Source organism: Acidimicrobiia bacterium (genome assembly GCA_035651955.1).
Classification (GTDB): Bacteria; Actinomycetota; Acidimicrobiia; order IMCC26256; family JAMXLJ01; genus JAMXLJ01.
In genome coordinates this window covers 115399-127777 of record DASRES010000086.1, presented here as the reverse complement: position 1 = coordinate 127777, position 12379 = coordinate 115399, and the positions used below count along the sequence as shown (strand labels likewise).

Genomic DNA, 12379 nt, shown 5'->3' with positions numbered 1-12379 from the left:
CCGGTCGGGGTCAGCGCTTCGGGGGTGGGAGGAGCGCGAGGCCCAGGTCGCGGAGTTGGGCGGGGTCGATCGGACCGGGGGCGCCCGTCAGGGGGTCGAGACCCGACTGGGTCTTCGGGAACGCGATCACCTCGCGGATGTTCTCCTCGCCCGCGAGCAGCGCGGCCAGCCGGTCGATGCCGAACGCGAACCCCGCGTGCGGCGGCGCGCCGTAGCGGAACGCGTCGAGCAGGAACCCGAAGCGCGCCTGGGCCTCCTCCTGCGTGATCCCGAGCAGCGTGAAGATCCGCTGCTGCAGGTCGGGCCGGTGGATACGGACGCTGCCCGACCCGAGCTCCCAGCCGTTCAGCACGAGGTCGTACGCCTGCGACCGCACCTTCAACAGATCCTCGCCCGACGCGCTCGCGCTCTCGACCAACGACAGGTCGTCGGCGTGGGGCATCGTAAACGGGTGGTGGGCGGGGAGAGGGCGCCCGTCGTCCGCCAGCCCCTCGAAGAGCGGGAAGTCGACCACCCACAGGAAGTGCAGCCCGCCTTCGGTGACGGGCGGACGGCCGAGGTCGAGTCGCAGCGTGCCGAGCACCTGGTTCGCGACGGCGCGCTCCCCCGCGACGAGCAGCAACAGGTCACCCTCGGTCGCGCCCATCGCGTCGACCAGCGCGAGCTGCTCGGCCTCGGACAGGAACTTCGCGACCGGCGACTCCAAGTTGCCGCCGGCGCGCACACGCATCCAGACCAGACCAGCCGCGCCGAGCTTCTTCGCGCGGTCGGTCAGCGCGTCGAGCTGTGACCGCGACATCGACGCTCCCGCGCCCGCGACCGCGATGCCCTTCACCGCGTCCTGCTGGAACGCGCGGAACTCGGTCGCCGCGAACACCTCGCCGAGGTCGACGAGCTCCATGCCGAAGCGCGTGTCGGGCTTGTCGGAGCCGTAACGGTCCATCGCCTCGTGCCACGTCATGCGCGCGAACGGCGCGGGCGGCGCGCCCGTCACCGTCTCGACCGCGCTCGCGACGGCCTCCGTGATGACCGCGATGACGTCGTCCGCGGACGCGAAGCTCATCTCGGCGTCGAGCTGGGTGAACTCGAACTGACGGTCGGCCCGCAGGTCCTCGTCGCGCATGCAGCGCGCGATCTGGTAGTAGCGATCGAGCCCGCCCACCATCAGCAGCTGCTTGAACAGCTGCGGGCTCTGCGGCAGCGCGTAGAACGAGCCCGGCTGCAACCGAGACGGGACGACGAAGTCGCGCGCACCCTCGGGCGTGGACGCGATCAGCAGCGGCGTCTCGATCTCGGCGAAGCCCTGCGCGTCCATCGACCGGCGGATCGCGCCGTTCAACCGCGCGCGCAGCCGGAGGTTGTCCTGCATGCGTCCGCGCCGCAGGTCGACGTAGCGGTAGCGGAGCCGCAGGTTCTCGTCGGCCTCGACGCGGTCGTCGACGGGGAACGGCGGTGGCTCGGCCTCGTTGAGCACGTCGAGCTCGTCGGCGCCCACCTCGACCTCGCCCGTCGGCAGGTCCGCGTTGACGGTCCCCTCCGGACGGGCGCGAAGCTCACCCACGACGCGCAGGACCCACTCGTTGCGGACGCGGTGACCGGCGTCGAGCCCGGCGCGGGACGGGTCGACGACCACTTGCACGATCCCCGACGCGTCGCGCAGGTCGAGGAACACGACGCCACCGTGGTCGCGACGGCTCGCGACCCAACCGCACAGCTCGACGCGCGTCCCGACGTCCTCGGCGCGCAGCTCACCGGCCATCCGCGTGCGCATCACGCCTCGTCTCCCCTCTCTCGCTCGCGCTCCCGCGCGGCGGCACGCGTGTGCTCGGCGACCCAGCCGACGACCTGCTCGCGCGGCACCTCGACCTGGTCACCGGACGCGAGGTCGCGCGCGATCACGACACCGCGCTCGGCTTCCTTCTTGAACAGGATCAGGGCGTGCGACGCGCCCGAGCGCCCGGCCGCCTTCAACTGCGCCTTCACCGACCGGCCCCCGTACGCGCGATCCGCGCCGATGCCGAAGTCGCGCAGCTCCTCGAGCAGGACGGTCGCGGTCGCGTCCTGCAGGTCGTCGACCACGAACACCTCGATGCCGTACGACGCGCCCGCGGGCACGACACCCTCGCCGTCGCACGCGATCAGGATCCGCTCGATCCCCATCCCGAACCCGATGCCGGGCGTCGGCGGACCGCCCATCTCCTCAGCGAGACGGTCGTAGCGGCCACCGCCGCCGACCGCGTTCTGCGCGGCGTCGAGCGCGTCGCTCACGAACTCGAACGTCGTGCGCGTGTAGTAGTCGAACCCGCGCACGAGCCGCGGCGCGATCTCGTACTCGATGCCGAGCGCGCCGAGCCCCCGCTGCACCGCCTCGAAGTGCTCTCGGGACTCGTCGCTCAAGTAGTCGAAGAGCTGCGGTGCGTGCTCGACGACGTCCTGCCAGTCGGCTCGCTTCGAGTCGAGGATCCGCAGCGGGCTCGCCTCCGCGCGCTCGACGAACTCGTCGCCGAGCGCGCGCCCCTCGCGCAGGAAGTAGTCCCGCAACGCACGCGAGTAGGCCGGGCGGCTGTGCTCGTCGCCCATGGAGTTGACGACGAGCTGCACGCGCTTCAACCCGAGCTCCCGGTAGAACCCGTGCGCGAGGGCGATGACCTCGACGTCGACCGCGGGGTCGTCGACGCCGAGCACCTCCGCACCGAGCTGCCAGTGCTGGCGGTACCGGCCCTTCTGCGGCCGCTCGTAGCGGAAGTTCGGCGCGACGTACCACGCCTTCCACGGCGCGGTCGGCCGGTGCTGCACGTACGCGCGCACGACAGGCGCCGTCCCCTCGGGCCGCAGCGCGATGCGCCGGCCACCCTTGTCGCCGAAGTCGTACATCTCCTTGCGCACGACGTCGGTCTGCTCGCCGACGCGCTGGAACACCTCGACGTGCTCGAAGAGCGGGGTGATGACGAGCCCGTACCCGAAGCGCGCGGCGCGCTCGGCGAACGCGGCGACGACCGCGATCCAGCGGTCGGAGTCCGGCGGGAGGACGTCGTGGGTGCCGACGGGCGCGCGGAACGCCTCGCCGCCGCGCGTCGCCTCGTCAGCCTCCGCCGCGTCGTCTCCGGGGGTCACGCGACGGATGCTAGTGGTGCGCCTGCGACGTTCCGTCGCCTTTCCGCAGGTCAGCTGCAGACGGTGTTGTACGCAGGCGCGCCGCACCACGCCGGCTTCTGCTCCGCCCAGACGACGTCTTGCCACGCGGCCGCGACCGGGTCGATGAACTTGGGCGGGCTCAGGTACTTGAGGCGTTGGTCGTACACGTAGTTCTTCGCGTACCCGGTCACCAGCTGCGACCCGTTGAACGTGCCGACGATCCCGCGGAAGCGTTGCGCGAACGCGCCGTTGATCGTCAGCGTGCCGAGTCCCGACCCGGAGCTGTAGTTCTGCACCCGCACGGAGTGGTTCACGGAGATCATCGCGGCGTCGATCGTCGCGCAGTGCGGACCCGACGTCGGCGACCCGCACGACGGGAAGCTCGACGACAGGTTCGTCCCCGAGCTGTTCACGGGGTGGTACACCTCGACGAAGTTGTTCGCAGCGAGACCGAGGATGTCGCTCCCGGTCAGGCCACCGGCGTAGGTGAGGTTGCCGACGACCTCGACGTTGTTCTCGGCCGCGACCGTGACCTGACCCTTCACCGTGCCCTGCACGAACGCGTCGCCGTTGCGGCACCCGTACGTCGTGACGTCGTTCGCGATCGGGTAGCCGAGTGGGTGGTTCCGCAGCGGGTTGCTGCCGCTGTTGTTGAACCGCACGCTGTACGGGCACCCGTTCGTGTAGTTCGCGTCGCCCAACGACGCGGGCACGTTCTGCACGTAGATCACGCCGTCGACCGGGAGCGAGCCCGTCACCGGCGCCGGCCGGGACCCGGTGCCGTTCCAGGTGTTGACGGGACAGCCGTTCGCGGTGTTCTTCGAGAACGGCGAGTCGACCGTCATCGTGCCGTTCGAGTTGAACGTGATCGCGGTCGGACCGGTGTACAGGCACGCACCGCCAGTGACGCCGTCGTAGGCGCGCGTCTCGTTCTTGATCGACGTGTTGCTCGGGGGCATCGTCAGCGGGTCCGCGTAGTGCGGATCACCCGGCTGCGCGAACACCGGCGAGCCGGAGCCGCAGCTGTTCGGGCGGTACAGCTTCCCGGTCTTGTTCCCGTTCGGCCCGAGCCAGCTCGTGGACGTCGCGCCGAGGAACTTCGCGCCGTTGCACACGAGGTACGCGTCATTCGAGTGCAGCGGGCCGTTGATGACGTCGAACGGACCGAAGCTGATCTCGACGCAGTTCGAGTTGCGCCCGTCGTAGTAGTGGTGCGCGCACTGCGTCTGCGCCTGCGACGGCGTGAACGGGTTGCCCGTGTAGAGCGACGGGTCCATGGTCTCGTAGTCGGTGAAGTACAGGTAGTCGATGAAGCTGCGGCGGCGCAGCGTCGCCTGGACCGTCCGCACCGCGTTGCCGACCTTCCCGGACGACAGCACGGTGACCGTGCCCTTCTTGGCGAGCTCGTTCGGGTCGAGGATCGAGTAGCGGAACTGCGCGTTCGACGCCGTACCCGTCGAACCGCCGGCCAGGTTCGTCCACGCGGTCGCGTTCGGGACCTGTGGGACCGTCGTGTAGTAGTTGCTGTTCTGGTTGAGCCGGAACACGAAGTCGTCGACACCCGCGTTCGCCGCCGCGAGCGCGCCGTTCCAGTTCTCGTCGTGACGCGAGATGTCCTGCGAGCCGATGCCGTAGCCGATCGCGGCCGTGGCGAGGAGCATCAGCGCGAGCGTCGCGAGCAGCACGGTCATGACCGCGAAGCCGTCCTCGCCGTGCGCGGCACGGGTGATCCGCGCCCGCGTCACGACGACACCTGGGTGAAGTCCATGTTCGGCATCCGGACGGTGCTCTGCAGCGTCGTGTAGCCGATGCCGCCCGTCGGCGTCTTGCGGATCATGAGGTCGATCGAGACGGAGTTGATCCCGAGCAGCGCGGTGCCCGTCAGCGGCGTCGGCGTGATGGGGTTCCCGTTCTGGTCGAGGTAGGTGAAGATCGGCGAGCCGGACGGGTTCGCGACGTACCGGCCGACGTAGCGGACGTGCGGCTTGTTCGTCGGGTCCGAGTCGTACGTGTAGTTCGGCGCGTTCGCGATCGAGGCCGCGTCGGGCTGCTTGACCTCCTCGATGAGCTGGTTGTTGCTGTCGACGTAGATGTGCACGCGGACGGGCGCGTAGCCGTTCGACGACGACAGGTTGAGGTTGGCGTAGAACTCGACCTCGGTGTCGTTTGCGATCGCGAACGCCGACGTCCCGGCCTGCAGGCGGGTCGCGGTGCGGAGGTCCTTCGTCGTCGTGTCCATCAGCGTGCGCGCCTCGTCCAGGTTGACGAGGCGGTTCTCCGCGCCCGCGACCGAGGCCGTCATCGAGTCGACGCCCTGGTACACGACCATCACGACGATGCTCATGATGGCGAGCGTCGCGACGATCTCGAACATGCTCGCGGTGCCCCGCTCGGAGCGCGCCCAGAACCGCGTACGCGCTCGCGCGATCACTGGACCGACACCGCGACGGTCGGCGTGCTCGTCGTGCCGGTCGGGTCGAGCACCGCGGTCGGCTGACCCGAGACGGTGTGCCCCGTCACCTGCAACGCGTACGTCCCGTACGGGAGCGCGGCCGTCACCGTGCCGGTCGAGTCGGTCGCGCCGAGGTCGTAGCTCTCACCGGACGGGCACCCGGTGTCGGACGCGTGCACCGCGACGACGTCCGTGCCCGCCAGCGCGACGCCACCCTGCTGCACGCTCACCGACACGGACGGGAGCGTGATCGTCGTCGCGGCCGACTGCCCCGGTGTCACCGCGACGGGCGCGCCTCGCTGACCGCCCTGCCAGTACGGGCCGCTCGCCGAGCTCCCCTCGGGATCCGCATCCGCGCAGTCGCCGGCCCAGGCCGTGTACCCCGCCGTCGTCGGGAACAGGTTGCCGATCGACCTCGTCGTGCCGGACCCCGTGAACGCGTGCGTCCCGTTCGGCTGGAAGTCCGTGTCGCCGAGCGTCACCGCGACGTTCGACGGGACCGTCGCACCGCCGTTGCCGGCCAGCGTGACGTTCAGCGTCGCGGCCTGCGCGTAGTCGAACCCGACCTGGGTGATGGTGTTGGCGGTGACGCCGACCGTCTGCGTCGGCGACGGGTTCCCCTGCCGGTCGACGTACCCGGCCGAGCCGAGCGACACGACGTACGAACCCGCGGCCGCGCCGCTGAAGAACGCGCACCCGTTCGTGTCGGTCGAGTTCGTCGCGGGCGTGACCGCCGGCGTCACGGTGACGGGCACGCCGGAGACGGCCTTGCCGTCGGCGCCGAGCACCTTCACGCCGAGGAACCCGAGCCCGGTCTGGTCGTACAGCCCCACGGGCGGGCTGATGACGGTGTGCGCGTCGGCCGGCGTGACGCCGTGCATCGACGGCCACGTCACCGACACGTCGACCCGGAACACGAGGTCGTTCGTCGACGTTCCGTTGGCGTCGCACGGGTCGCTCGTCGAGTTGACCGGGACCGGGTTGACAGTCGTCGTCACGGTGTAGGGCGTGCCACCGGGGTTCGGGACGTCGACCGTCTGCGGCGCCTGCGTCCCGAGTTGCGCCTCGAGCTGCGTGAAGCTCATCGCGCGCAGCTGGTCCATCCGCTGCGACGCGAGGTTCGCGGCGACCGCGCGGTTGCGGTTGTTGCGGGTCAGGTTCAGACCCGAGCTGATCGACGCGACGATCGCGCTGCTCATGATGGCGAACAGCGAGATCGCGACGACGAGCTCGATCAGCGTGAAACCCTGCTGGTCACCCCGGATGCAGGCGCGCGTGGATGCAGGCGCGCGCCGACGGCGGTCCGAGCCGCCGCGTCCTGCATCCCCTCGTCCCTCCATGCGGATGTGCCGTCCCTCCTGAGGACCTGCTCCGGAGGTATCGGCACGAACGGTGCAGATGCTTGAGCCCGGTCAGGCGCTCACAGCGCCGTCACGGTGAAGCGGTCGAACGAGAAGTCCGCGTTGTCACCCCGCAGCCCGACCTTGCCGGGGCGCGTGATCGGGGGCCCGCCCGTCCCGCGGTCGACGGCCCGGGCGAGCAACGTGCCGTTCCCGAACAGCTCGATCGTGACCGAGCCGTCGGCGCCCGTCGCGACCGTCGCCCGCACGTGCTCCCACGCGCCGAGCGGCACGGCGTGGCGACCTGTCGCGAGCTGGTAGTACGTGCCGTCGTTGCTGGGGCCGCCGGGGACCTTCTTCTTGATCGCGACCGTGCCGTCGCGACGGTCGATCGACGCGTAGTAGAGCGAGTACTCGCTCTGGTAGTGCAGGAACACGTGCACACCGTCCCAGGCGACGGCGGGCGTCCGCTTCGTCGTGACGAACCGGTCGAGCCGCAGGTCGAGGTCGACGGCGACGTTCCCGAAGCCGGGGTTCGTGGTCGTGAGCCGGAAGACGGCCGAGTCGTTGCCGTTCGACGACGTCGCGTTCGGCGCGACGTCGTCGGGAGCGCCCGTCCAACCCGCGCCGGCACGCGTGAACAGCGACCCGCTCGTGAGCTCCCAGTCGGGTGAGCGCACCGCGTCGGCCCGGCTCGGGTTCCAGTACGCGAACTCGTTGGTGACGAGCCCGTCGGCGCGGTCGAAGTCGTCGCGGAACAGCACCTGGCCCGGTGCCGGCGACGCGGCGGCCGCGTGCACGACCGTCCGCGCGCCGTGCCCGTCACGCGCGGACGACGACGACCACGGCGACACGATCAGGACCGCGACTCCCGCGACCGCGACCGCGATCGCGAGCGCGCCGGTGACCAACGACGTCCGCACGACTCCCCGACCCGCTTACCCGTGCGCGCCGATGCCGCTGCTCGGCCGGCCGTCCCAGCTGACGCCACGTCCGCGTCCGTCGTCGGCCGACAGCACGCTCCCGTCCGCGCCGAGCACGGGCGGGGTGGTGACGAGGCTGGCGCGGTCCATGCCCGACGCGGCCTGCCACCACGCGAGCGGCACGGAGTAGCCGTTGAGGCCGACGGCGACGCGCGGGTCCGGCGTCGCGAGCCAGTTCCCGTCGGACACGAGCCTCGCGCGCACCTGTTGCGCGCCGACGCCCGAGATGCTGAGCGGGCGCTCACCGGCACCCGACACGACGAGGAGGTTGTCGAGCACCCGCGCGCTGCTGCCGGCCGCGACGAGGACGTCCGTCGGCTGCACCACCGCGCCACCCGCGTTCGCGACGGTGTTGTTCGCGAGCGTCGCGTGCGCGCCGCCGGCGAGGAGCACACCGTGCGCGAAGTGGCCCGTGACGACGTTGTGGTCGACGACGACCTGGCCCGCGCCGTTGTCGGCGACGTAGATCCCGAGCGTCGCCGAGCCGAGCACGTTCCCGGACACCCGCCCGGAACCCGCGGCCTTCACGTCCGCACCCGAGCTCTGCTGGATCTGGTTGCCGACGATCGTGTACCCCGTCGCGAGCGACGACGCGTAGATGCCGTGCTCGAACACGGGGTCGCTGCCGTTGCGCAGGATGGTCGAGCCGGACACGAGGCTGTCGCGGCCCGCGAGCTGGATCCCGTCACCGTTGTAGCGGGCCGGACCGTGCCCGTTGTCGGTGACGGTGTCGCTCGTGTAGCGAGCGCCGGTGACGTCACGCAGCTCCTGGATCCCGGCCGACTGGTTCCCGGCGATCGAGGAGCGGTCGACGGTCACACCGTCGCAGCGGTCGAGCTCGATGCCCGCGCCCGCACTGCCTTGCACGGCGACGCGCTCGAGCACGACGGAGCCGCAACTCTGGAGCCACACGTCTTCCCGCGACGCGCCGACGAACGCGACGCCCGTCACGGTGACGTCGTGCACGTTCATGAGCTTGAGCGCGGTCGCGCCACCGCGCGCGTCCACGACGACGGGCCCCTGCGCGACGACGGCGATCGGGTGCCCGGGGCTGCCGGACCGGTCGACGCGGAACGCGGGGTAGGTCCCCGCGGCGACCGCGATCGTGTCCCCCGGGTTCGCGAGCCGCGCGGCCGCGGTGATCGTGCACACCGGGGTCGACGGCGAGCGCGCCTGGTCGCCCGACCTCGCGTCCGAGCACGCGGCCGCGCGCACGTACAACGTGTGACCGGATGGTGAGGACGACGCGAACGCGTCGAGCACGACGACGGACGTCGCCGCGAGCACCAGCACGAACACGACGACGAGCCGCGCGACCGTGCCCCGCGTCGTCACGCCCACCCGCTCCCCCGCGCGGACACGCGTGGGGAGGAGATCGCGGTCGCGGCTCACGGCCGCACCGCCAGCTTCGACACGACCGGGACAGGGCTCGTCGCGTGCGCGCGCTGGCCGGTCAGCTCGAACCCGCCCACCGCGACACGGGGATCCATCGGCAGGCGCGCCATCGGGTGGCCGTCGACGTCGACCTCGAGCACGTTGGCGTGGACGCTCACGACGACGTCGTACGCCGCGGCGGGTGGCAGTCGGTCGTCCGCGAGCACCGTGTCGTGCGGGTACGTGCCCTGGCGGACCTGGAGCGACCCCCACCCGAGCGAGACCTGCACCGGTGCGGACGACCCCGAGAACACGCGCAGGCCGGTCGTCGTGCCGTCACCCTTGCCCTGGAATCCGCCGAGCGTCGCCGCGATCGTGAACTCACGCCAGAACGCGGTCCGGTCGGCGGCGAACTGCAGCCCGACCCAGTTGCTTCCGGAGGCGATCTGCGCGGGGTCGACCGCGAGCTCGTCGCCGACGAGCGCGGGCGTGTACGGCTTGCCCGACGCCGTCGTCCAGAGGTCGGGGCGGGTGAACGGCTGCGGTACCGACGCGGGCGGGAGCAGCGTCGAGCTCTCGATGTGCGCGACGTAGTCGTCGAGCGAGGTGCGCCACAGGACGTCGACGCGACGGAGGTTGCCCGCCGCGGTGTCGGCCGGCGTCGTGATCGCCGAGCCGTCCTCGTCGAGCATCGCGCCGCGGAAGAGCTGCGAGACCGTCTTGGCGAGCGCGGCGGAGACCGCCGGTGACGACGAGTTCGCCGAGAACGGGTACGCGAAGAACACGGGGTCCGCGCCGTGCGCGCGCAGGTCGCGTTGCGAGCGCATGAGGTCCGCGGTGATCCGGTTCGTGTACTCGGGCAACGTCTCCACCCGGCGCTCCGCGGCGAGGTACTGCAGGTTGTTCATGAACGGACCCTGGTGCCGTTGCGCGTCGACGGTGATGTAGTGGTGACCCTTCGAGGTGTGCGACTCGAGGTCCCACCGACCGGAACGTTGCAAGCGCTCGAGCTCCGGCCACGTCATGTAGTACGACGCCTTCGTCCCGACGTTCCCGGTGATGACGAACGCGATCGCGTGTTGGTGGTGCTGCGCGAGGATCTTGTCGGCGTACTGCCACACGCCGAGGATGCCGTCGTCGAACGTGAGCAGCACCGAGTGCGGCGGCAGCTTGCCGCCCGCGAGCCAGCGATCGAGGTCGCTCGCGGTGATCGTCGTGTACCCCGCGGCGTCGAGGAGCGCCATCTGCGCCGCGAACTGCTCCGGCTTCACGGAGTACGGGCTGGACGGATCGTCGGTGACGTTGTGGTACGTCATGATGATCGGCGGCCCCGTCCCCGTCGTGTCGACGGGAAGCGCCTTCAACCGCGCGACGAGGTCGTCCCGCACGTGCGGGATCGGAACGGAATACTGCGCGGCGACCTGTTGGTCGGCCGAGCGTGGTGCGTGCGTGTGCGCGGCCTGCACGATCGTCGGCACGATCACGTACCCCGCGGCGAACAGCGCGAGCGCGACCTTGTGCCACGTCTTGAAGCGCTTGCCGCGCGCCCGCACGGCGGCGCGCCGGCGTTCCGTGCGGACGGGAACCGCACCGCTGATCCCGCCGACGGCCCGCGTGCTCATGCTTCCCGCTCTTGGCCCTGCGGGCCGGGCCGCGTCGGAGCGGCGAGTGTCCGCCCGCCGGGTATCCCGGCCCGCAGCGAGCGCGACCGTTGGCACGGTCCCGCTCCCGCTCGACTCCCGGCTCGCTCGCTCACCTCGTCCCCCACTTCGAGTCGCGCATCGTGGCGAGCGCGAGCGGGAACTGCCACACGAGCACGGCGGTGTAGAACAACGCGAACAGCACGCCGTGGTACCAGAGCCGTTCACGCCGGTAGACGCGGTAGTAGAGCCCGTAGAGCAGGGCCATCGCGAGGATGCCGCCGACGTACCAGTACGGCAGCGTCCCCTGCACGTACGGGTCGAACACGAGCGACTTCAACACGATCTGCGGCGCGATCAGCGGGAGGAAGATCCCGAGGTAGAACGACGACGACACGATCGGGTGCTTGCGCCACATGAACGTGCACGCCCGGATCGACTCGCGGATCCAGCTCTTCTTCCACCGCATCTGCTGGCGCAGGAACTTCTTCATCGTCTCGGGGACGACCGTGTACGCGTGCGCGTCCGGCGCGTAGAGGACGCGCCAGTCGCGGAGCAGGAAGTTGGTCAGGCTGCGGTCGTCGCCGTAGGTGCTGGGCTCGCCCAGGAACGTCTGGTTCAGCCACTTGTCGAGGACGCGGTCGACGGCCTCGCGCCGGTACCCCGAGAAGCAGCCCGAGCAGCACGTCACCGACGAGAACAGCGCCTCGGCGGACTTGTAGACGCGGAACGCGACGTAGTAGCGGACGGCCTGCATCCGGGTCAGGAAGTTCACGTCGCGGTTCGCGACGTCCGTGTGGCCGGCCACGGCGCCGACGCGCGGATCGGCGAAGTAGCGAGCCAGCTTGCGCAGCGCGGACGGCTCGATCTGCGAGTCGGAGTCGATGAACACGAACACGTCCGCGTCGCGCGCCCACCGCACGCCGACGGCCATGGCCGCACGCTTGCCTTGGTTGACGGCCTGCGGGAGGACGACGAGCTCCGGGTGCCCACGCTCGAACTCGCGGATCGCGCGCAGCGTCCCGTCGGTCGAGCAGTCGTCGACGACGACGACACGCAGCTTGTCGGCCGGGTAGTCCACCGACACGCAGGCATGCAGCGTCGCCTGGATGTCGCGCTCTTCGTTGTACGCCGGGACGACGATCGCCATCACGGGCAGGTCGGCGTCGCCCATCCCCCGTGGCAGCTTTGGGTGGTACATCGCGCCGAGGACGAACCGGGACAGGATGTAGACGAGCACGACGAGGCTGTAGATCACCCATGCCGGCGCGCGTGTGATGTCGCGGACCGACATCGACTTGTACGCGCAGATCGCGACGATCACCGCGGCGAGCACGAAGTAGAGCAGGCCGCGTTCGATCGGTCCGGTCGTGCGGGGTGGTGTCGGTGTGGGCAGGGTCGAGACCGGTTCGGGCGCGGGCATCGTGCTCGACGGCTGCTGCATCGCTTCCCCTC

Annotated in this window: 9 protein-coding genes; all 9 read right to left on the bottom strand. The window is 70.7% G+C overall.

Annotated features, from left to right (window positions below; all coding sequences use genetic code 11):
• Window positions 1–10: 10 nt before the first annotated feature.
• A complete protein-coding gene (gene aspS / locus VFC33_19025; GenBank protein ID HZR15337.1) occupies window positions 11–1771 on the bottom strand; it encodes an aspartate--tRNA ligase in 1761 nt (586 codons plus the stop codon).
• Window positions 1771–3114: a histidine--tRNA ligase gene (hisS, locus tag VFC33_19020; protein ID HZR15336.1), complete on the bottom strand. Its 1344-nt coding sequence runs from the start codon at window positions 3112–3114 to the stop codon at window positions 1771–1773. The genes aspS and hisS overlap by 1 nt, the downstream gene beginning before the upstream one ends.
• 50 nt (window positions 3115–3164) lie before the next feature.
• Complete coding sequence (locus VFC33_19015; GenBank protein HZR15335.1) at window positions 3165–4880, bottom strand: hypothetical protein; 1716 nt, start codon at window positions 4878–4880, stop codon at window positions 3165–3167.
• Window positions 4877–5479: a hypothetical protein gene (locus VFC33_19010; protein ID HZR15334.1), complete on the bottom strand. Its 603-nt coding sequence runs from the start codon at window positions 5477–5479 to the stop codon at window positions 4877–4879. Before VFC33_19010 ends, VFC33_19015 begins: the two co-directional genes overlap by 4 nt.
• Window positions 5480–5562: 83 nt before the next feature.
• The gene (locus VFC33_19005; GenBank protein ID HZR15333.1) at window positions 5563–6927 is read right to left on the bottom strand and encodes a type II secretion system protein; all 1365 of its coding nucleotides are present in this window, start codon (window positions 6925–6927) and stop codon (window positions 5563–5565) included.
• A gap of 80 nt (window positions 6928–7007) precedes the next feature.
• Window positions 7008–7850, bottom strand: coding sequence for a hypothetical protein (locus VFC33_19000; GenBank protein HZR15332.1), 843 nt, complete (start codon window positions 7848–7850; stop codon window positions 7008–7010).
• A 15-nt stretch (window positions 7851–7865) separates the two neighbouring features.
• On the bottom strand, window positions 7866–9245 hold the full coding sequence (locus tag VFC33_18995; protein HZR15331.1) for a right-handed parallel beta-helix repeat-containing protein: 1380 nt from the start codon (window positions 9243–9245) through the stop codon (window positions 7866–7868).
• Between the two features lie 53 nt (window positions 9246–9298).
• On the bottom strand, window positions 9299–10906 hold the full coding sequence (locus tag VFC33_18990) for a polysaccharide deacetylase family protein (protein ID HZR15330.1): 1608 nt from the start codon (window positions 10904–10906) through the stop codon (window positions 9299–9301).
• A 130-nt stretch (window positions 10907–11036) separates the two neighbouring features.
• Window positions 11037–12368: a glycosyltransferase family 2 protein gene (locus VFC33_18985; GenBank protein ID HZR15329.1), complete on the bottom strand. Its 1332-nt coding sequence runs from the start codon at window positions 12366–12368 to the stop codon at window positions 11037–11039.
• Window positions 12369–12379: the final 11 nt, after the last annotated feature.

What these genes read in the sequence shown, in the direction of transcription:
- VFC33_19010 (HZR15334.1), bottom strand. Translation starts at nt 5,479, where the DNA reads ATGAGCATCGTCGTGATGGTCGTGTACCAGGGCGTCGACTCGATGACG.
- aspS (HZR15337.1), bottom strand. Translation starts at nt 1,771, where the DNA reads ATGCGCACGCGGATGGCCGGTGAGCTGCGCGCCGAGGACGTCGGGACG.
- VFC33_19005 (HZR15333.1), bottom strand. Translation starts at nt 6,927, where the DNA reads ATGGAGGGACGAGGGGATGCAGGACGCGGCGGCTCGGACCGCCGTCGG.
- VFC33_18990 (HZR15330.1), bottom strand. Translation starts at nt 10,906, where the DNA reads ATGAGCACGCGGGCCGTCGGCGGGATCAGCGGTGCGGTTCCCGTCCGC.
- VFC33_18985 (HZR15329.1), bottom strand. Translation starts at nt 12,368, where the DNA reads ATGCAGCAGCCGTCGAGCACGATGCCCGCGCCCGAACCGGTCTCGACC.